The organism is Pseudomonas sp. S2_E02, from assembly GCF_054668355.1.
Window position 1 is genome coordinate 853,296 of sequence record NZ_CP162761.1, and the last position, 20,591, is coordinate 873,886.

Annotated in this window: 19 protein-coding genes and 1 pseudogene; 9 read left to right on the top strand and 11 right to left on the bottom strand. The window is 57.2% G+C overall.

The window, feature by feature from the left end:
• The first annotated feature begins 7 nt into the window (after positions 1–7).
• Entirely contained in the window at positions 8–811 is an 804-nt protein-coding gene (locus AB4O01_RS03780) for a 2OG-Fe(II) oxygenase (protein ID WP_460090728.1), read from the top strand.
• A 1,115-nt stretch (positions 812–1,926) separates the two neighbouring features.
• On the opposite strand, the gene AB4O01_RS03785 is transcribed toward AB4O01_RS03780, so the two are convergent.
• The 4 genes from AB4O01_RS03785 to AB4O01_RS03800 all read right to left on the bottom strand — a co-directional run bounded on the left by AB4O01_RS03785 (position 1,927) and on the right by AB4O01_RS03800 (position 4,786).
• Positions 1,927–2,655, bottom strand: coding sequence for an N-acetylmuramoyl-L-alanine amidase (locus AB4O01_RS03785; protein WP_460090729.1), 729 nt, complete (start codon positions 2,653–2,655; stop codon positions 1,927–1,929).
• Positions 2,655–3,197 (bottom strand): PAAR domain-containing protein, encoded by a 543-nt coding sequence (locus tag AB4O01_RS03790; RefSeq protein ID WP_186625719.1) that lies wholly within the window; start codon positions 3,195–3,197, stop codon positions 2,655–2,657. Before AB4O01_RS03790 ends, AB4O01_RS03785 begins: the two co-directional genes overlap by 1 nt.
• A gap of 202 nt (positions 3,198–3,399) precedes the next feature.
• Entirely contained in the window at positions 3,400–3,762 is a 363-nt protein-coding gene (locus AB4O01_RS03795; RefSeq protein WP_095111968.1) for a DUF6124 family protein, read from the bottom strand.
• A gap of 463 nt (positions 3,763–4,225) precedes the next feature.
• Positions 4,226–4,786 carry a hypothetical protein gene (locus tag AB4O01_RS03800; protein WP_460090730.1) on the bottom strand — a complete coding sequence of 187 codons (561 nt, stop codon included), beginning with the start codon at positions 4,784–4,786 and terminating at the stop codon, positions 4,226–4,228.
• A 189-nt stretch (positions 4,787–4,975) separates the two neighbouring features.
• Between AB4O01_RS03800 and AB4O01_RS03805 the strand changes: the two are divergent.
• Together AB4O01_RS03805 and AB4O01_RS03810 are read left to right on the top strand one after the other, a co-directional pair.
• Positions 4,976–5,340 (top strand): annotated as a pseudogene (locus AB4O01_RS03805) (hypothetical protein).
• Between the two features lie 63 nt (positions 5,341–5,403).
• Positions 5,404–5,700, top strand: coding sequence for a DUF7660 family protein (locus AB4O01_RS03810; RefSeq protein ID WP_202894562.1), 297 nt, complete (start codon positions 5,404–5,406; stop codon positions 5,698–5,700).
• A gap of 136 nt (positions 5,701–5,836) precedes the next feature.
• Here the strand turns inward: AB4O01_RS03810 and AB4O01_RS03815 are convergent, their stop codons facing one another.
• Positions 5,837–6,451 (bottom strand): TetR/AcrR family transcriptional regulator, encoded by a 615-nt coding sequence (locus AB4O01_RS03815; protein WP_460090731.1) that lies wholly within the window; start codon positions 6,449–6,451, stop codon positions 5,837–5,839.
• Positions 6,452–6,582: 131 nt separating this feature from the next.
• Here AB4O01_RS03815 and AB4O01_RS03820 point away from each other — a divergent pair, with 131 nt between their 5' ends.
• Complete coding sequence (locus tag AB4O01_RS03820) at positions 6,583–7,800, top strand: MFS transporter (RefSeq protein ID WP_460090732.1); 1,218 nt, start codon at positions 6,583–6,585, stop codon at positions 7,798–7,800.
• Between the two features lie 53 nt (positions 7,801–7,853).
• Here the strand turns inward: AB4O01_RS03820 and AB4O01_RS03825 are convergent, their stop codons facing one another.
• Positions 7,854–8,321, bottom strand: a complete 468-nt coding sequence (locus AB4O01_RS03825) for a hypothetical protein (protein WP_099758969.1) — start codon at positions 8,319–8,321, stop codon at positions 7,854–7,856.
• Positions 8,322–8,465: 144 nt separating this feature from the next.
• Positions 8,466–8,843: a hypothetical protein gene (locus AB4O01_RS03830; protein ID WP_460090733.1), complete on the bottom strand. Its 378-nt coding sequence runs from the start codon at positions 8,841–8,843 to the stop codon at positions 8,466–8,468.
• A gap of 93 nt (positions 8,844–8,936) precedes the next feature.
• Between AB4O01_RS03830 and msrA the strand changes: the two genes are divergently transcribed.
• A complete protein-coding gene (gene msrA / locus AB4O01_RS03835; protein ID WP_460090734.1) occupies positions 8,937–9,443 on the top strand; it encodes a peptide-methionine (S)-S-oxide reductase MsrA in 507 nt (168 codons plus the stop codon).
• 130 nt (positions 9,444–9,573) lie between these two features.
• On the opposite strand, the gene AB4O01_RS03840 is transcribed toward msrA, so the two are convergent.
• From AB4O01_RS03840 to AB4O01_RS03850, 3 genes are all read right to left on the bottom strand, one after another.
• Positions 9,574–9,777 (bottom strand): hypothetical protein, encoded by a 204-nt coding sequence (locus AB4O01_RS03840; RefSeq protein WP_460090735.1) that lies wholly within the window; start codon positions 9,775–9,777, stop codon positions 9,574–9,576.
• A gap of 91 nt (positions 9,778–9,868) precedes the next feature.
• Positions 9,869–10,660 carry an enhanced serine sensitivity protein SseB gene (gene sseB / locus AB4O01_RS03845; RefSeq protein WP_460090736.1) on the bottom strand — a complete coding sequence of 264 codons (792 nt, stop codon included), beginning with the start codon at positions 10,658–10,660 and terminating at the stop codon, positions 9,869–9,871.
• A gap of 236 nt (positions 10,661–10,896) precedes the next feature.
• The gene (locus AB4O01_RS03850; protein WP_460090737.1) at positions 10,897–13,023 is read right to left on the bottom strand and encodes a TonB-dependent receptor family protein; all 2,127 of its coding nucleotides are present in this window, start codon (positions 13,021–13,023) and stop codon (positions 10,897–10,899) included.
• Between the two features lie 189 nt (positions 13,024–13,212).
• Here AB4O01_RS03850 and ppk2 point away from each other — a divergent pair, with 189 nt between their 5' ends.
• Positions 13,213–14,028, top strand: coding sequence for a polyphosphate kinase 2 (gene ppk2, locus AB4O01_RS03855; protein WP_186624330.1), 816 nt, complete (start codon positions 13,213–13,215; stop codon positions 14,026–14,028).
• Between the two features lie 208 nt (positions 14,029–14,236).
• Positions 14,237–14,452, top strand: coding sequence for a hypothetical protein (locus AB4O01_RS03860; RefSeq protein ID WP_093433233.1), 216 nt, complete (start codon positions 14,237–14,239; stop codon positions 14,450–14,452).
• A gap of 44 nt (positions 14,453–14,496) precedes the next feature.
• Here AB4O01_RS03860 and AB4O01_RS03865 read toward each other — a convergent pair whose 3' ends face one another.
• Positions 14,497–17,109 (bottom strand): bifunctional diguanylate cyclase/phosphodiesterase, encoded by a 2,613-nt coding sequence (locus AB4O01_RS03865; protein WP_460090739.1) that lies wholly within the window; start codon positions 17,107–17,109, stop codon positions 14,497–14,499.
• Between the two features lie 221 nt (positions 17,110–17,330).
• Between AB4O01_RS03865 and AB4O01_RS03870 the strand changes: the two genes are divergently transcribed.
• Both AB4O01_RS03870 and AB4O01_RS03875 read left to right on the top strand, forming a co-directional pair.
• Positions 17,331–19,535: an OsmC domain/YcaO domain-containing protein gene (locus AB4O01_RS03870; protein WP_186624328.1), complete on the top strand. Its 2,205-nt coding sequence runs from the start codon at positions 17,331–17,333 to the stop codon at positions 19,533–19,535.
• 453 nt (positions 19,536–19,988) lie between these two features.
• The gene (locus tag AB4O01_RS03875) at positions 19,989–20,504 is read left to right on the top strand and encodes an Hcp family type VI secretion system effector (protein ID WP_008084998.1); all 516 of its coding nucleotides are present in this window, start codon (positions 19,989–19,991) and stop codon (positions 20,502–20,504) included.
• The last annotated feature ends 87 nt before the right edge of the window (positions 20,505–20,591 follow it).

The following is a 20,591-nucleotide window of genomic DNA, read 5'->3' on the forward strand; positions in this document are numbered from 1 at the left end:
AGCGGCAATGCAAGCCAACACGCAAACACTCCCCATCAGCCTGTCCCCCGAACTCGACTTCGACCAAACCGCCGCCAGCGCTTTCGGCGAATCGCTGACCCACGAATACACCCAGGCCACGCCATTCCCGCACATCGTCATCGACAACTTCCTGCAAGCCGACGTCATCGCCAGCATCCGCGAACACTTCCCGGTCGAACCGACCAACAACGAACAAATCTACGAGCGCGGCTACAAAGGCCAACTCAAACGCCAGATCAGCCCCAACGCCTGCAGCCCGTACCTGAAGAACGTATTCAACACCTTCAACTCCGCGCCGATGCTGGAATTCCTCGAAAAACTCACCGGCATTCATGGGCTGATCCCCGATCCTTACTTCACCGGCGGCGGCCTGCACGAAACCAAAACCGGCGGCTTCCTCGGCGTGCACTCGGATTTTCGGCTGAACAAAAAGCTCAATGTTGAGCGTCGGCTGAACGTGATCATTTACCTGACCGAGGACTGGCAGGAGGCGTACGGCGGCAACCTGGAGCTTTGGGATGTGGGCATGAAGAAATGCCTGAAGAAGGTGCTGCCGGTTTATAACCGCTGTGTGATTTTTAATACGGATAAGGACAGCAATCACGGGCATCCGGAGCCGTTGACTACGCCGGAAGGCATCACTCGGCGATCGATTGCGCTTTATTACTACACGGCGAGTGGGGTGGGTGGGGAGCCGGGTCAGAGGAATAAAACGCACTATAAGCCGCGGCCGAAGGATCGGTGGAGTTTGAGGTATTACTTGAATAAATTGTTTAGGAAGAAGGGGTGAGGAGTCTGTGTAATTAGGGGGGGCAGCCGTTTTTTGGGACTGGGTTGTGAGAAGTCGGTGCTAGTTCAGATTTTGGCGAAAGGCGGACATTGGAGAAACCTGTAATTCTGAGGTGATTTATTTCGCTTGTGGCTAAAATCAGTCGACTTAAAGCGATCAGTTAGGACCGTAAAAATGACTATGTCTATCCATTGCGCAAGACATGGAAAAATGAGGGGGCCGGTTTGCCGAGGCTGTCAAACTCGAATTCAGAAAATCGATTTAAACCTTACATAAGCCCTTGGAAAAATCATTTAACCTAGGCAAGCTAGAGGTTCATCTTCGGTAGCAAATCATGAATTTCGACACCCTCCACATCACTCTATCCACGCAACTTCAAGCCCTCATCAGCGGCACCACACTCTTGACCCCCGACAGAATACGCTCCCGCCAGTTCTCGGTTTTACGATACCAAGACGACGCGTTGTACGTTGAAACCCAGGGTGGGACTGAAATGCAACTACCTCTGCATGCCTTTACGAGAACGCTGACTCACATGTACGAAGCGAATTCCAGTGCAGACCGACCCTCGTTGATACGCTCAAGCAATCTTGAGCCACCGCTAGGAGGTCTCTGCGACGTTTGCCGAGGAGCCAATGGTGAGACTCGCTGGATCACATACGTTCTTCCGGTTCTCCAGCATCTGGGCTGGGTCCATATCAACGGTGAGCAGTGGCCGAATACTTCATGGCTAGCATCGCCGGCCTAAAGAAGTAAAATAACGGGGGGCAGTTCATGATTTATCTAAATTGGTCTGTCCCAAGTATTTCCTTAACCTCAGTTTTTTTCGTCCTACCTCTTCGCACACGTTTCGATATCGGCTTGGGTCGTAACATCTGAGTCGATACCTAATCTGTATTTGCAATAATCTATGATGTCTTGTCTCTGCTCGCTCGTTAGTTTTTCTATGCGTCGATGATTGCCATCATTGGCGTGAATGTTAAAAAACTGCACTCGAAATGTTGGATGCTTTTTAATGAAAAATATTCTATTGACCTCGGCATCAGAGACTTCGTTGTAGAAGCCAATATTCAGAATGAGTAGCAGCGACGTTAAAATAGCGAGTATGAAATATTTCATTCCGCACCTGGCTTCGGTGGCGGTAAAAGTCCGGTCTTGGTACGGATGTTTCTGACAAGCTCCATACCAATATTGCCGGGGCAGATTTTCCCTTCGCTCACTTGGCCAGGGTATTCACGATGGCCACCAAAGTTTTTAATGACAAAAACCCCCTTCAAAACATCGATCAAACGCAGCAGCGAATCAATTTGTGTCGCAGGAATGACGTTTGTTGTGCTGACCCCGAAGTACTCCAGTGTTTCCCTACCTTTCGCTACTATGTCTCCGCCTTCCTCTGCGGTAGTCAAGTTCTCCAGAAGCACAATACCGATTACGCCTGTATTGAAGAGATGAACGTTTGATCCTAAAAATCTAATGTCACGACCTTCAAGAACCGCTCCGTCACAAGCAATCGCATAGTGATAGCCAATGTCATCAAATCCGTTGCCCATGTGATGAGATTGAACACCCTTCATTTGTTTAACGCCGCCCGGGGTGCATTCATATGAGCGACCGGCATGATGCAGCGCAATCATTGAATAGTCCCAATCCATCTCCATGTCAGGCTTGGCCTTGGCTGCCCCCCAGCTAGAGCGCTCAGTAAAGGTGCCTCCCGATGAGCGGATGTTTTTAATGATGGCTTCCCGTGTCGCCGCTCGATCATCCACTTTCACGGGGATGGGGCACATGAACTCACCGGGCTTTATTTTTTGAGCAGTTGCTTTCGTTGAAAAATTTTCGGCCATTACTGCCCCTCCGATAGTTCGTCAAGCGTTCTTGCTGGCGCACTGAACTTGATATGCAGTGAGATTTTTGAGTCTTTCGATGGGGCTTTAATATGAGCTACGCCACTCGCGTCCGTCACGCCCGTAATCGTCACTCCGTCAACGGTGGCAACATAATCCCTAAGCGCCAATGGCTCGCCCGTTTCGCTGTTAAGAACGCTGAATGATTGACCGAAGGTATTTGGCAGGACTAATGGCAGTGGTGGTGTAAATGGAGCGGGCGTGTGGGAGTTGCCGATTATGATTGTGCCGGAACCGCCGATGACATTATTGCCGTGGGCGCCGGTGCTACCCACGGTTGCAGCAGGCAAGCCATTGATGAGAACCGTAGAGGCGACGTCTCCGACAATTGCGCTTCCGCATGCGCTTTTGTCTGTTTGTCGTGCGGCGGCTAATCCGTCGAAGAAAACATCTGGAGATCCAGAGGCTATTGGATTGACCCCATGCCCAGGCAGAGGGCAGGAAGTGGGATCAGTAATACGAGCTGCAGGTTTTCCCGACATCTCAAACATCCTTGTAGAAATTACGTCAGTCGAAGTTTGGCATAAAAGACCGGGCGCGGACCATACGGAGTGAAGGGGCGAGCAAACAGAACGAGGTACTGGAGGTATGAAGACTGGCCAGAAAGCGGGAGCGTCCCCCTTTGGTTTTTTCGGCTGATCCCTCCATGGCGACAGATCAACTGCCGCAATGGAGGGGACTTCGTTACTCCGTCGGCACCACGTTATCCAACGCCCGATTCACCGCCAACTCCCCAAGCATTACCACCTGCGCAATGCCTTGCAGTGTCTTGCGCGCCGGCCCCTGCACCAGCCCGATCACATCCCCAAGCATCACCGAGGCCGAGCCGAGTGATTCGCTGGCATTCACCAGCAATTCCTCAGTTTTGGTGTTCGGGTTGGCGATAAACATCTTGTTGGTTTGGTACGGGGTGAGCATGATTTCCGGGGCAGGGCCGAGGTAATGCGAGAGGGCGCGGTCGACGGCTTCGTTGAATTTCTTGGCGTCTGGGGATTCGTCGCCTGCGATTGGATCGGTTTCTGGTGGATTCGGTGTGATCTTGAACATGATGTAACTCCCTTGTGTCGCTTAAAAGGAGCCATCACCCACTCGCTACCAAACGATGGGTGGCGGCCATGCACAGGTTGGTAGACCGGGACACAAGGAAAACCGGCGCGCTCGAAAGCGCCCTGCGCATGACCACCATAAAAGCCAGGCGAAGACTTTCGCCAATAGTGAAATTGCGCACCTTGTATACACGGGCTACCAAACCCGATCACTGCTATTCAGTGACCGAACCACAATAGAACCCGCATCCAAGGCGCACAAGCCGGCGGATTCTGGCGTAGTCGTAGGCAACGGCGCAAGGCGTTGTAGGTTGGGATGGCGTAACTTTGGGTGTCTTTAAACAAAGTCCAGGAATCGCTTCAACATGGCAGTTAGAGCTGTTTTTGCGATGTCTTTGTGGACTGGATGAGCGGGAACCGTTTCGCGATCCATCGGGGGCAAGTCCTCTCGCTACAGATGGGAGTCAATTCGCCAGCGAAATCAGCATGTCGATCACATTAATCGGCACATAAATCAGCGTAATCACCGCAGACGCTTTACGCGACCGCGCCAAAAACGCGCCAATCGGCAACACAATCATGATCACATCCAGCAAACCCCAAAGCGCTAACGGTGATGCCTCAAACAACGTGACATTGACGATCAGCCCCAGGCACAGGTACGTGGATAGCGACAGCAATGCATAGCGCCCGTCCTGGTCGAAATACACGCGCAACCCGTTCTGCTCATCCTCACTACGGCTCGGCAGCAACAACGCCGCGGTGACAAATAGCGACAGTGTCAGCATCACCAACAGTAGAAATTCGAGAAACGAGAAGGTCTGTTTCACCGCCGACAGTGCGTTGACGGCCCACCAGAACTGCAGCTGCATGGTAAACAGCATCACCGCCCAGACCAGTGCCACCCAGTCTGGCTTGGCTAATCGGCGGATGCGGAACACCGTTAATACGCCGAGCAGCAGACGGGTGACGGAGAGCCCGAGGATCATCGAGAGAACGGTGGCGACGATTGGGAAGTTGCTCATCTTGTCTCTCGTGAACTCGGTTTTGGCTGTAAGGGTGCTCTGGGCAGACTAGGTGGGGCGGGTAGGACCGTCAAACGTGGCTGTGCGGTTGGGTTGGCAGAAAACGCCTGTAGAGCCTTGCTGCGCGGAGGTAATGGATTAGGATGCCCGCAGGCTGGAATGGATCTTCTCGACTAAGGATGTGTGGTTATGGAATCTGCTTTTTCGCAAGTCATCGAGCGTTTGCACAACCGTCGGTTTTCCGTGGCGAATAACGCTCAGGGCTTGTCCGATGCACGCACGGTGTTTGAATACTTCGTCGAAGGCGCGGCGGTTTGGGGGACTTATGCGGGTGGGCATATTCGCATGGGCAACCAGGTTGGGCGGGTGACCGGGCCGGATAGTATCGAGCTGCTTTATCAGTGCATCACCACGGATGGCGAGATTCGCGCGGGTTGGTCGCGGGGCGTGGTGGGGGTTGATGAGACGGGGCGGACGACGTTGCGGTTTGTGTGGGGTTGGTTGTCGGGGGCCGAGGGGGCGGGGAATCGAGTTATGTTGAGGTGGTCGCTTAGCGATGGGGCATCTTGTGATTATCGCGTGCTGCTCGGCACTAACCTTTCAACGCAAGGATGGCTATGTCTGTAGATCTTGATGAGTTGCTGGAACGTGTCACCGATGAGCAATCGTTCATCGATTTCGTCGCGGCGTTGGGCGCTGATTTCTCCCGTGAGCGGGCACTGGAGAAGACGACACCATCGTCTGCTTATCAGGCGGGTGCGTTAGGCTGGGAAAATGGATCGGTCGATACGTTTCTTGATGCTGCGGCTGCTTGGGCGATGGCTACTTCGAGGAATGCTCAGGCGGATGCTGCCGTTTCTAATGTCTGGCAACGGTGCGCGGAGATTTTGTTGGCTGGGAAGTTTTACGAGTGAGGCTCGCAGATCATCCGCTTTAGGCCTGCATTTTTTTGATAAAAAAACGCCCAAGGGTTTGGCGTGTCCTGGATGGTTAGGACCGCTTACTGCCTTGGGCGAGATGGGCGCAGATTAGGTGGGTGCAACGTAGACGTCAACTCTTCGCCATCAAATCCCACGTGCGCATCACCTGCGTAATCGCCGCATCAATACTCTCAATCGACGTGTCATCCCGAGCAAGGATGGAAATCCCCTGCAAGAAACTGTCGAACACCGTCGCCATGGCGGCTCCGTTCGTGTCCTCCGCTAACATTCCTTCACTCACACCACGCTCGACACACGCCACAATCCCCGCGCGGGTTCGGGCGCGGGAGTGGGTGAGGGCTTGAGCGACGTGGGCGTTTTCCGGGCTCGGGGCGCTCATGACGCCGAGGGTGACCATGCAGCCTTTGGGGTGGCCGTCGTCGCATTGCATGCGTGCCGACTGGCGCAGCGCGGTCTCGATGGCTTGGCGTGGCGGCAGGGTTGCGTCCCACAGGCATTCGATGACCTGGGCGAAGGTCGTCAGGTAACGCTGCACGCATTCGTCGAACAGGGCTTCTTTGGAGCCGAACGCGGCGTAGAAGCTTGGCGCGGAGATGCCGCCGCCCAACTGCGCCTTCAACAGGGCGAGGGAGGTCGAGTCGTAGCCGTGTTGCCAGAACAATTGCATCGCCTGGTCAACGGCGTCGTCGCGATCGAAAGCGCGGGGGCGACCGGTTCTGGCCATAGCTGAAGCTCCTCGGAAAGTGATTTGGATACTAGTCGATACATAAGTCGTTGACAACTTGCCTCGGCTGCCGCCAGTATTTTATATCGATCGGTATTCAAGTCTGACATTCTGCGCTCAAGGAGTTTCCCGTGACACCTTCAATGACTCTATCGGCAGCGCCCAAACGCTTGCCCATCGGCGCCTTGCTGGCGCTGGCCATGACCGGTTTTATCTGCATCGTTACCGAAACCTTGCCCGCCGGGCTGTTGCCGCTGATCAGCGATGGCCTGGCAATTTCGCCTTCCATGGCCGGGCAAATGGTCACCGCGTACGCGCTGGGCTCGGTGCTGGCGGTGATCCCGATGACCATCGCCACGCGCGGCTGGCGTCGGCGCAATGTGTTGTTGCTGACGATTGTTGGTTTTCTGTTGTTCAACTCGATTACGGCGTTGTCGTCGCACTATGGCGTGACGCTGGTGGCGCGCTTCTTCGCGGGAGTGGCGGCAGGCTTGGCGTGGAGTTTGTTGGCCGGTTATGCACGGCGAATGGTCGAGTCGGATCAGCAGGGCAAGGCGTTGGCGCTGGCCATGGTCGGTACGCCGATTGCCTTGTCACTGGGCGTGCCGCTCGGCACTTGGCTGGGTGGCCTCGTCGGGTGGCGCACGACGTTTGGGCTGATGTCGGCCCTGACCTTGATGCTGATCGTCTGGGTGATGGTGAAGGTGCCGGATTATCCGCCGCAGCCTGCGCATCAGCGTCTGTCGTTGCGCCGCGTGTTGACCACGCCGGGTGTGCGGCCGGTGCTGGCGGTGGTGATCAGCTGGATGCTGGCGCACAACATTCTCTACACCTACATCGCGCCGTTTGTGGCTCCGGCGGGGCTGGCGGATCGCGTGGATCTGGTGTTGTTGGTGTTTGGTCTCGCGGCGTTGGCGGGGATCTGGCTGACGGCGAAACTGGTTGAGCCGCTGTTGCGCAAGACCGTTCTGGTGAGTCTGGCCACGTTTGCACTGGTGTGCGTAGGGTTCGGCTTTTACGGACGGGTGCCGGAGGTGATTTATCTGGGCGTGTTGGTGTGGGGATTGAGTTTTGGCGGTGCGGCGACGCTGTTGCAGACAGCGCTGGCAGATGCCGCCGGTGATGGCGCCGATGTCGCGCTGTCGTTGAATGTGGTGGCGTGGAACAGCGCGATTGCCGGTAGCGGAGTGGTCGGCGGGGTGTTGCTGGATCGATGGGGCGTTGCCTCGTTTCCCTGGGCGATGGTGGTGTTGGTGAATGTGGGGTTTGCCATTGCGTTCGCCGCAAGGGGGCACGGATTCAGGTCGGGGCCGCGTGGGGCGGGAGCGGCGGCGGTTGTCGGGCAGTGATGTCCGGACGTGTTGGGCGGTGGTGACGCGGAAAGGCTGGCAAGCCCTATCCGTTACTCGGCGCCCCCGGCTTTCATCAGCCTGTACAAATCCTCCAGCGCGCCGCGAAACTGTGCCAGGGAAAAACTGGCCGGGCGGCTATCGGCGTCCCACCGCGTGCTGATGCCGACTTCCAGGCCGCTGGAAACGCTCAAACCAAACCGACGCCAGTGCAAAGTGTCGCCATCGATCACCTGTTCGGTCATCAGCACAAAGCAATCGAAGTTCATGTCATCGCTGCAGACCAGCAGCGGTACAAGCGTGGACGAACCGTGTTCTGCAGGCGCGAAACGGCGTTGGGCGAGGGCGTCTTCTTCCTCGTCCAGCAACCACATCAACGACAAACCATTCAAGTCGAGGTCGGGATATTCGAGATGCTCGTTGAGCCATTGCTCGATGGGGATGCCGTCGATAAACAGCCAGGCGCAGGCGCTACGGTTGCATTTCGCCTGGTGATAATCGGCGTGGATACGGTGGAGCATTGGAGAGTCCATGATCAATAGAGGATTGGCGGGTGAATCAGTGCGAAAATGCCCACGCCCGACTGAACCACCGAACAGGTTATCGCCAGCCTTGAGGGATACTGAAGGCCGACTTGCACCAGGCGTATTTAAACGCTGTTGAACCTAGGCCGCTGGATAGCTGAACGGCTCCAGAAAAATCTGTGGATCCACCCACAATCTCAGGCCAAAGGGAATGACTGAGTAACCGTCATATCGCCCGGTGAAGGTGTCCGACGCGGCGAATTCAACAAATTTCCCGCGTTTATCGTCAATCACACGGATACCGGGGCAGCCCAGCATTGTGTATTTGATAATGGGGTTGGGTAATGATCTTTCCCAGACCTGAATCTCTACATCCGAATCGTATTGCCAGATCGTCAGCTTCAGGCTGATAGAACCCTGTTCGATCAAGTATTGATGGGATGTTCCATGCCCGTCCTGATCGGGAATCACGCCTAGCGCAGTAATAAGGTCAAAAGGGTCCCATGTGAGCAGCGGCATAGCGTTTCCTTGGTCTGGAATCTGCGTTTATGGTACTCATCACTGACCTGTAAAAGTACACTCGCGTACTACTTCCGAGAGGAGCCACAACCCATGACCACTCAAACCGAAACCGCCATCCTCGCCGGCGGCTGCTTCTGGGGCATGCAGGATCTGCTGCGGCGCTATCCCGGCGTGTTGCAGACTCGCGTTGGTTACACCGGCGGCGACGTGCCGAACGCTACTTATCGCAACCATGGTGACCACGCCGAAGCTATCGAAATCGTTTTCGATCCTGCGGTGATCAGCTATCGGCAGATCCTCGAGTTCTTCTTCCAGATCCACGACCCGAGCACAGCCAACCGGCAGGGCAATGACCTCGGGCGCAGCTATCGTTCGGCGATTTACTACCTCAGTGAAGAACAGCGCGATGTCGCTGAAGACACCGCGGCCGACGTCGACGCCTCAAAACTGTGGCCGGGCCCGGTGGTGACCGAAATCGAATCGGCGGGGCCGTTCTGGGAAGCGGAGCCGGAGCATCAGGATTACCTTGAGCGTATTCCGAATGGCTACACCTGCCATTTCATTCGGCCGAACTGGAAGCTGCCGAAGCGCGCGTGAGAGGTGCACGCCGCTCATTCAGCGCCACTTCAGTGGTTGCGAGGCTGAATGAGTTTCCGACTTCGCGGGCAAGCCCGCGAAGAGGCGAGCGCTCATGGCGCCGTTTTGGCCCTGCGCTTGATTCTTCAACTTATCCAGCACAACCTGGCAGGTAAAAAGCGGTTGTTGCCACATCGCTGTGTGCCGGGTCCGGATGCAGCGTCATGTAGCGCGTGCCATCGCGGTGACTGCGCACGCAGCCATGTTCTTCCAACAACTCAAGTGCTTGGCGAAGGCGTGTGGGCAGCGGATTGCCCGCAGGAAAAGCGGCCGCCATTTCATCGGAGAAGTTCATTCATTTCCTGACTCGGCGGCCATTGGAGAGGGTTGGGTTCCGGTGACCTCGGCGGTCTCGTCCAGAACCCAAGGTCCCGGTGTATGTTCAATCATGCTTTACCAAACCCCAGAAAAGAACGCAGTTTATGGCTCCACTTGCGCTCATAGAAGGGCGTGGTTTCCCTGAGAAAGTAATCACTCAGGCCGGCCTCACCTTGGGACACCCGGCACAAATCAACCGGCTCGCCCTGCGGCGCGGTATCCCCGGCAACATTGCCTGCCTCACGCATAACTCGCTCAATATCGCCGTCCGCCTCAATGCCCACGATCAAGTGCGGTTTTTCGTCCACCGAGGTGTCATGCATCAATGCCAGAAACGCGCGCTTCACATTGGAATGTTTGACGAGCAACTGCGTGAGCGAGTGGATCATTTGAGATGGGTATTCGGCGGGCTGACCGAGCAACACGTTGGTTTCTTTCTCGACCGTGCGTTGCGTGGCGGTCTGGCCAACGGCATCGGCGAGCAAATTTTGCACCTCTTGCGGGAAAAACTCTTTGCCGTACGGCGACTTCGGATTCAGGCAGAGCAGGGCGCCCAGTGTGATTTCGAACAACGATCGGGCGGGTATTTCGAGGTAGGTCTGCTCGCTGTCGATGGACTGTTGCAGTGTTTGCAGTGACGAGAAAAACGGGATGACCGGGGTGCCGTCCGGTTTTTGCCAGTGGGCAATGCTGATGTTGCTGCCGGCTTGGAGATTGACGTGGCCGTCTGCCTCTCCGGCGGTGCCGAGGATGTAAACGTTCGAGTTCAACAGGGTATTGAAAAACTCGGGACGATGTGCCGGTTCGTCGGCGGCGCGTTTGAGGCTTTTTTCCAGCAGGTTTTCTGGTTGGGTATCCATGGTCTTCATCCGTGACTCGTTCTGAAACAGGGCATAGAACAATTACATCGACGCGTGTTCGGCTGACGCCTTTGCGGGCAAACCTGTTGCCACAGGTTTGTGTATAGATCACAAAATTCGGGTACAGCGCAAATCACTGTGGGAGCTTGCCTGCAAGCGATGGCGGTGGGTCAGCTAGCTTCTTCGCAACAGATACGCCGCCATCGCCAGCAGGCTGGCTCCCACAGGGTTAGGTGTCAGAGCAAACTCCACGACACCCCGACATAAACCCCCATCCCTTCACCCGGCGTAGACCGCGCGGCATCCAGTCCTTTGTCGTCATACCCCGGTGTGACCGTTGCCGCGTAGTGTTTGTTGGTCAGGTTGCGCATATCCACCCACGTCTGCCAGTCACCCTTCGGCGCGTTGTAGCCCAGCGTCGCGCCAAACAATGCGTAAGGATCGGCGTAGTAGCTGTTGGCGTAATCCACGGCAACTTTCGAGACCAGTTGCGTGTTGACCGCGGCGAAGAAGCCCTGAGGCCAGTCGTAGCGCAACTCGCCCTGGTAGTAATGCATCGGCAAGCCGGGCAGGCGATTATCGCCAAAACGATCATCGTCGCGATAGTGGAAATCGCTGAAGGTATACGCCTGACGCAGGCGCAACTGGCGGCCATCGGCGGCAGACCAGAGTTGGCTGTTGAGACTCGCTTCGACACCTTGGTGCACGGTCGGGCTGGCGTTCAACTCATAAGGTGTAACGGCGTCGGCATCTGGCAACACCGACAACAATTCATGCCGCACTTGCGCGTAGTACCACGCCAGACTCCATTCGCCGACGGCGCTGTCGCCACGACCACCCAGTTCCAGTGTGGTCGCGGTCTGGTTCTGCAGTTTGATCGGGTCTTTCTGCGTGCCGGTCGCCGGGCCGTTGCTGGGCGCAAAGCGAACGTTGGAGCTGTAGATCAGCGACCACGGATGCGGTGCCTCAACCGAGCGGCTGAGGTTGCCGAACACTTGCAGATCCGGGGTGATCTGGTAACGCAGGCCGAGGCGTGGCGCGTAATCCCAGTCGTTCATGCTGGTTTTGCCGCCGCTCTGCGGATAGGTCACGGCACTTTCGCGGCGGGTGTAGATAGCGGCGAGGCCAGTGGTCAGCCAGAGGTCGTCGGCGATTTCCAGGTCGTTGCCAAAATGCAGAACGGTGTCGGAACCCTGATAGGTGAAATTGCGCATGCGCGTGCCCGGCACGTAGCTTGCGGTGTTGCCGGTGGGGATGCGCACGAACTCGCTGGCGCCGTCGTTGGGCAGGTGTTTGGTCACGCGCAGGCCGACGTTGCTGCGGCTTTCCATGCCGAAAATCGTGTCGCGGCGCTTGTAGTCGAAGGTGCCGCTGACGTCGGTGTAGGCGACTTTCAAGCGGTTCGGGCCTTCGCGCAGGTCCATCGGGTAATCGTGATAGACGAGGCCGGTCTGGATGCTCGAGTCGTCGTCGATATAGAACGTAGTCTTGTTGCCGATGAACGTGCTGCCCGGCTGCTTGCGGCTGTCATCGCGTGCCACATAGGACGGATTGGCCGCGCGAGGCGAGTGCTCGATGGAGTGCTTGGTCACGCGGCCGGCGAGGTCGTTGTCGGTCTCGCGGTAACGGATATAGAAGCGGGTTTCCAGGTTCGGGTTGAAGCGATAGCCGAAATTGGCGATCACGCCTTTGCTCTCGCTGGCGGTGTGATCCTGATAGCCGTCGGCGTTGGAATCAGTCAGCGACACGTAGTAATCGAAATCGCCGAGCACTTGTCCAGAACTGACCTGGCGCTGCTGATAGCCGTGGCTGCCGGTGGCATAACGCACTTGCAGTTTCGGCGCGTTGTAGCCGGTGTGGCTGACGTAATCGATGGCGCCGCCCAGTGCCAGCGAACCGCGATCAAAGCCGTTGGCGCCGCGCAGCACTTCAACGTGATCGACCCACAGCGGTTCGAGCAATTCATACGGCGTGCCGCCCGGGCCAGTCAGAGGCAGGCCGTCAAGCATCGTGTACAGCCCCGACGCATGGGCGCCCGGCGCGCGGTTAATGCCCGAGCCACGCACCGAGATCTTCACGCCTTCGTTGCCCGCCGACTGCGCATAAACGCCCGGCTGATAGGCCAGCACATCCTGATTGCTCGCCACGCGGCCCTGCAACGGCTGACGCATGTCGACCACGTTGGTGCCGCCGGGGACCTGTTCAAGACGGGTTTTGGCCTCTTCAATGCTCGCGTCTGAGCCGCTTTGCTCGTCGGCCGAAATCAGCACTTGCCCCAGTTCCAGACCTTGAGTCTCGGCCATTGCCGGGCCGGCGAGAGCCAGACCGAGCAGGGCGGCGGGCAGGGATTTGGACGCGGGCATCGAGAAAACTCCAGGCAGACAAGGGCAGGGCAATGAACAGTGCGACGCAACAAAGAACGAAGGAAACACATGGCAATTTTGCTTTTTGCCCGGCAATGGCAAACAGCACGTCATGAACTAACCTCACGTGTCTGGTGTATCCCGTCAATCAACAGTCTGTTTCTGCATTTATTGGAGAGGGCCAAGGTCATGGCAAAAGGCAAAAAGAAGGCCGCCACAGCGCCTGAAAGTCTGAAGCTGAAAAACAAGGATTACCTCGACCAGTTGCGCAAACTGCATGTCGAACTGGTCAAGTTGCAGGACTGGGTGATCGCCAAGGGCGTTAAGGTCTGCATTGTTTTTGAAGGGCGCGATGGCGCCGGCAAGGGCGGCACGATCAAGGCGTTGACCGAGCGCGTCAGCACGCGTGTCTTTCGCGTGGTGGCGTTGCCGGCACCGACGGATCGCGAGAAAAGCCAGATGCATGTGCAGCGTTATCTGCCTTATCTGCCGGCAGCGGGCGAAATAGTGATCTTCGATCGCAGCTGGTACAACCGCGCCGGTGTCGAGCGGGTGATGGGCTTCTGCACCGACGAGCAGGCTGACAAATTTCTCAAATCGATTCCCTTGGTTGAACACGCCATCGTCCAGTCCGGAGTGATCCTGCTCAAGTACTGGCTGGAAGTCAGCCCCGAAGAGCAGACCCGCCGGCTCGAAGCGCGAATCAACGATGGTCGCAAGACCTGGAAACTGACACCCATGGACTTGAAGTCCTACAGCCGCTGGTACGACTACTCACGGGCGCGGGATGAAATGTTTAAACACTCCGACACCGAACACGCGCCGTGGCTGGTGGCCGACTCCAACGACAAGCGCCGCGCACGGCTGAACATCATCACCGATGTGCTCAGCCGCATTCCGTATGAGGATGTGAAACGCGAGAAAATCGAGCTGCCCAAACGGCAGAAACCGGGCAAGTACCGGGATCCGGATTATCCATACCGGCGCGTGGCCGAGAAGTTCTGACAAACTGCCACAATCCCTGTAGGAGTGAGCCTGCTCGCGATAGCGGTGTGTCAGCCAACACATCCGCCACAGACGATCCGCCATCGCGAGCAGGCTCACTCCAGGGTTCGGTGGTGTATCCGAAGCAAACAGTCCATCCGTCGACTGCGCTGAACCACTGCGCTGACCTTTCTTTCTACCGGGGAAGTCCCTCACGAGATCATTCCCGATGTTCGATCAGCGCAAACAAGAAAAACTGGCGGCATGGCGAAAGCTGGCGACGCAATCGCAGATGCGTCTGGACCCGGAAGAGCAGTACGACGAACTGCTCAAGGCAGCCGATGAAATGGAGGAGCAGGGACTGATCACCAGCGCCGAGTGGCGGCAACTGGTGCGGGATGCGGGCAATGTGTTCATCGGGGATACGGGGCGATCAAACGGTTGAACCCGCCGCAAACGGCTACAGCGATGGATCCGCCCTGTAGCCGTTCAGGTCACTCGACCTGTCTTCGCTTTCAACTGTGCACCTCTGGAATCCTGCAGCAACCGCGCAAACGCTGCTTTGTCGATCGGCCGGCTCATGAAGTAACCCTGCACCTCATTGCATTGATCGACCCCGAGAATATCCAGCTGTTCTTCAGTTTCGACCCCTTCGGCAGTCACGGTCAGGCCCATGGCCTTGCCCAGGCCGATGATCGCCTGCACCACCGCGCGATCGTTAGTGCCGCTGCTGATCGAGGCGATAAAGCGCTTGTCGATCTTGATCCCGTCAAACGGGTAAGCGCGCAGGTAACCGAGCGATGAGTAACCGGTGCCGAAGTCGTCCATGTTCAGGCGCACACCCAATTCCTTCAGGGCATTCATGGTGGTCAGCGCGCAGTCGGTGTCGTTGAGCATCACGTTCTCGGTGATCTCCAGTTCCAGGCGACTGGCCGGGAAACGGGTCTGTACCAGCACTTCGCGAACATCCTCGACCACATCGCTGAGGGCAAATTGCGCCGGCGACAGATTGACCGACAGCAGGATGTCTTCCGGCCAGCCGAGCGCGGTTTCGCAGGCTTCGCGCAATACCCAGCGACCCAGCGGAACGATCAGATCGGTTTGCTCCGCCAACGGAATGAACAGGTCAGGGCCGAGCAGGCCTTTGGTCGGATGTTGCCAGCGCACCAGCGCTTCGACCGAAACGATGTGCTTGCCATCGATCTTGTAGCGCGGCTGATAGTGCAGGATGAATTCGTTGTGCTTTAGCGCATGGCGCAGGTCATCCTCAAGTTGTCGGCGGGTCTGGATCTGATCGCTCATGTGCGCTTCGAAATAGCACCAGGTGTTCTTGCCCTCGGATTTGGCCTGATACAGGGCAATGTCGGCGTAACGGATCAGGTCGCTGGGCACGTAACTGTGGCGCCGGCTGAGCGCGATGCCGATGCTGGCGCCGATGTGCAGCGGATGCTGCTCGAAGACCACCGGTTGATGCAGGCTGGCGATCAGGCGGGTGCAGAACTTGTCGATTTCGTGATGACTGTCCATGCCATTAAGCACCACGATGAATTCATCGCCGCCCAGACGCGCGACGATGTCCAGTTCGCGAGTGCATTCACGCAGGCGTACGGCGACTTCCTGCAGCACTGCATCACCGGCCGGGTGGCCGAGCGAATCGTTGATCGGCTTGAAGTTGTCGAGGTCGATCATCAGCAACGACAGCGGCGGCGCGTGCTCCTTGAGCAGCAGCGCTTCATCCAGATAACGCGCGAGTTTGTTGCGATTGGGCAGGCCGGTGAGGGCGTCGTGCATCGACAGATGCTGGATTTGCGCATGTGCTGCCACTTCGTCGGTTATGTCGCTGGCGGTGCCGCGATAGCCGATGACCGCGTGCTTGTCGAAGATCGGCCGGGCGGAGAGCCGGCAGTGGCGTTGCTGGCCGGCGTGGTCACGGTAGGTGCAACGCAAGTCACTGGCGCTGTCTTGCTCGGTGAGATTCCTCAGCCACAGTTCCAGAGGCGTGGTGTCGCACAACAGAAGTTGACCGATGTCTTGCCCCAGCCAGAGGGTTTGCGGGTAACCGGTCACTGCGCTGAAGCGTGCCGAAAGGTAGGTCAGTGCCAGGGTGCGGTCGACTTCCCAGATCCAGTCCGACGCGGCTTCGGCCACCGCGCGAAAGCGTTCTTCGCTGGCTTCCAGTTCGCGGTTGGCGTTCTCCAGTGCGTGATTGGAAGTCTGCATGACAGCAAAACTCTGATCGACGTACTGCGATGACCGCAACGCGTGGCGGAAGAAGTACGCGGTCAGCAGCATTAGCACCACTATCGTCGCGCCGAGTGGCGGCAACAATGACCACAATAAATGTTGCCCGGGCCGCTCCAGATCGGCGATCAGGCTGTAACCGGTGTTGTCCAGTGGCACCCGAGGGCGCTGCGGGTCGATGGTCTCGTCCGGCGCCAGGGTCAGGTTGTTCAAGCCGTAACCGCTGCCGATCAGACGCAATTTGGTCGGCGTAAGTTTGTCGACGAACACCAGCACCGAAGTTTTCTGCGGGTCGCCGAGTGGTCGCTCATCGTTGGGAATAATCGCTGCCGCCGAGACCAGCGCCGGCCAGCCTTCGAACAGTGAATAGCGGCTGACCGGCTTGGTCAGATCACCTTGGCCCAACGCTTGATCGAGTAACTCCGTGGCGCTCACCTGCACGAACGCGGACAACTCGGCAGCGACCATTTGCCCGCGCACCACCGCGTAACGGGTGCCTTCACGGTTGAGCACGAACACGCCGTCATAGCCGTCACTGGTGAACAGGGTCTTGCCGAGGTTCTGTTCGGTGTAGGCCCAGTCGGTGTCGACCTGACCGCTCAAATGCTCGTAGGCCGTGGTCCAGTAGGCGTAGCTGGTAATGTAGTTTTTCGAGGCGGTGATGCGGTTTTCCAGCGCGCGAGCGGAATAGAAGCGGGTTTTGTTGATCTCGTCGTTGTCGAGGCGTTCGGCAATGCCGAGCAAGGCCACGGCGGCAGCAATCACGCCACTGACAAACAGCGCACCGACCGCGAAGGCCAGGCGGCGGGTGACGGCGCTCTGGCGCGGTGGAAGCGGGGCTGCAAAGCTGGAAAGGTCCATGTGCTCGTCCTTGATCCGCTGTCTTCTGAATCTAGAACCACGGCGCGGGCGCAATGTTCAGATTCTTCTGGGGGACTGCATTGAAAGCGTAGTGAAACCCGCGTGATTTGCCTCCCCAAGTGCAGCGCGCCGATCAGCGGCCAATCCCGAAAGGGCAAGACTTCCCGCGCAAAAACCGGATAATGGCGGCCATTCGTTTAGCCGTATTCTGGTAATCCCGCATGGAAATCAAGGTCAATTTTCTCGACAACCTTCGACTTGAAGCCAAGTTCGACGACTTCACGGTGATCGCCGATCAGCCTATCCGCTACAAGGGCGATGGTTCGGCACCGGGGCCGTTCGACTACTTTCTGGCGTCTTCGGCGTTGTGTGCGGCGTACTTTGTGAAGTTGTACTGCGACACGCGCAACATCCCGACGGAAAACATTCGCCTGTCGCAGAACAACATCGTCGACCCGGAAAACCGCTACAACCAGATCTTCAAGATCCAGGTGGAATTACCGGCGGACATCTCCGAGAAGGATCGTTTGGGCATCCTGCGTTCCATCGACCGCTGCACGGTGAAGAAGGTTGTGCAGACTGGGCCGGAATTCATCATCGAAGAAGTAGACAACCTCGACGCCGATGCCCAGGCCTTGTTGATGCCGGTGGCCGGTTCGGACGCAGGCACCTTCATCGCCGGCAAGGACCTGCCGCTGGAGCAGACCATCGCCAACATGTCGGGCATCCTCGCCGACCTCGGCATGAAGATTGAAATCGCCTCGTGGCGCAACATCGTGCCCAATGTCTGGTCGCTGCACATTCGCGATGCGCATTCGCCAATGTGCTTCACCAACGGCAAGGGCGCGACCAAAGAAGGCGCACTGGCCTCGGCGCTGGGCGAGTTCATCGAGCGCCTGAACTGCAACTTCTTCTACAACGATCAGTTCTGGGGCGAAGAAATCGCCAACGCCGAGTTCGTGCATTACCCGGACGAGAAGTGGTTCAAGCCAGGGCCAAAGGACGAGTTGCCGAGCGAAATTCTCGACGAATACACCCTGAAGATTTACAACCGTGACGGCGAATTGCGTGGCTCGAACCTGTTCGACACCAACTCCGGCAACACCCAGCGTGGCATCTGCTCGCTGCCGTTCGTGCGCCAGTCCGACAACGAAGTGGTGTACTTCCCGTCCAACCTGATCGAAAACCTTTACCTCAGCAACGGCATGAGCGCCGGCAATACCCTGGCCGAAGCGCAAGTGCAGTGCCTGTCGGAGATCTTCGAGCGCGCGGTCAAACGCGAAATCCTTGAAGGCGAAATGGCCCTGCCGGACGTGCCGCAAGAAGTGCTGGAGAAATACCCGAGCATCCTCGCAGGCATCAAAGGCCTGGAAGAGCAGGGCTTCCCGGTGCTGGTCAAGGATGCGTCGCTGGGCGGCGAATTCCCGGTGATGTGCGTGACCCTGATGAACCCGCGCACCGGCGGCGTGTTCGCCTCGTTCGGCGCGCACCCGAGCCTGGAAGTGGCGCTGGAGCGCAGCCTCACCGAACTGTTGCAGGGCCGCAGTTTCGAAGGCCTCAATGACTTGCCGCAACCGACCTTCTCCGGCCAGGCTGTCACTGAACCGAACAACTTTGTCGAGCACTTCATCGATTCCAGCGGTGTGGTGTCGTGGCGCTTCTTCAGTGCCAAACCGGACTTCGAATTCGTCGAGTGGGACTTCTCCGGCCAAGGCGAAAACTCCAACGCCGAAGAGGCTGCAACGCTGTTTGGCATCCTCGAAGACATGGGCAAAGAAGTCTATATGGCGGTCTACGAGCACATCGGCGCCAAGGCCTGTCGCATCCTGGTGCCAGACTACTCGGAGATCTACCCGGTCGAAGACCTGATCTGGGACAACACCAACAAAGCCCTGCAATTCCGTGCCGACATCCTCAACCTGCACACCCTGAGCAAGGTCGGCCTGCGCAACCTCGCCCAAGGCCTGGAAAACAGCGAGCAGGACGATTACACCGAGATCACCACACTGATCGGCGTCGAGTTCGACGACAACACGCCGTGGGGCAAGCTGACCATTCTGGAGCTGCGCCTGCTGATCTGCCTCGCGCTGCAGAAGTACGAACAGGCTAAAGACCTGGTCGAAGCGTTCCTGCAATACAACGACAACACCGTCGAGCGCGGCTTGTTCTATCAAGCGGTCAACGTAGTGTTAGAGATGGAGTTGGACGAGGATCTGCAACTGGAAGACTACGAAGCCAACTTCCGCCGCATGTTCGGTGACGAGCGTATGGATGCAGCGATTGGCTCGGTCAACGGCAGCGTGCGCTTCCATGGCCTGACGCCGACGAGCATGAAGCTGGAAGGACTGGATCGGCATTTGCGCTTGATCGAGAGCTATAAAAAGCTGCACACGGCGCGGGCGAATGTGACGGCTTCTTCGCACTGACTACATTATTTCCGCTGACCAGAAAAGCCAGGCAGTTGCCTGGCTTTTCTTTACGCGCGATGTTTTGCCTATTCAGCAAAACTGCGTTGATGCAACGTCAACGAGAGTAAGGCTATCTGGAGATTTTTCGTCGATTGACGATGAAAACGCTTTTTAGCAACTGCGCAAGAAGTTGCGCAGTTGTTTCCAGAAAACATTCCTGAAAATCGCTACAGGCCACGCCGTTCAGGGCGTGCAGCCAAGTGCGCAACTTCTTGCGCAGTACTGCGCAAGAAGTTGCGCACTTACGACGACTCTTCCTGGCTGCAATAGCTACTTTTGTTGAAGTTGTTTACACAAGTTGTTGATGAACAATGGCAATGTAATGACTGGCATGAAAGTTGATATATCCAAATTCGCACGGACAGGCAATGGTGCCTGTCGCTTGTGTCTTTTGAGCAAGGAGAGCATTCCATGGCAACCCCCGCGTACATGTCCGTCACTGGCGAAAAACAAGGCCTGATCACTGCCGGCGCATTTACTGCCGATTCCGTTGGCAACACCTTTCAAGAAGGCCACGAAGACCAGGTGATGGTTCAGGCGTTCACCCACGACGTGATCATCCCGCGTGACCCGCAATCCGGTCAGCCAACCGGTCAGCGCGTGCACAAGCCTGTGGTGATCACCAAGGTCTACGACAAGGCTTCGCCTCTGCTGCAAGCGGCGCTGACTTCCGGCGAGCGCATGAGCGAAATCGTTATCCAGTGGTACCGCACTTCGGCGCAAGGCACCCAAGAGCATTACTACACCACCAAACTGGAAGACGCGATCATCGTCGCCATCAACAACAAAATGCACAACTGCCAGGATCCAGGCAACGCGCACTTCACCCACCTGGAAGAAGTGCAGTTCACCTACCGCAAAATCACCTGGACCCACGAAGTCTCCGGTACTTCGGGTTCCGATGACTGGCGTGCTCCAGTCGTTTAATCGCGGCTGATAGTGATACCGACTCGACCAGTCTGACTGGTCGAGTTCACTGTTCGATCAAGCAATTCTTCGCCTCAGGCTCTTGCA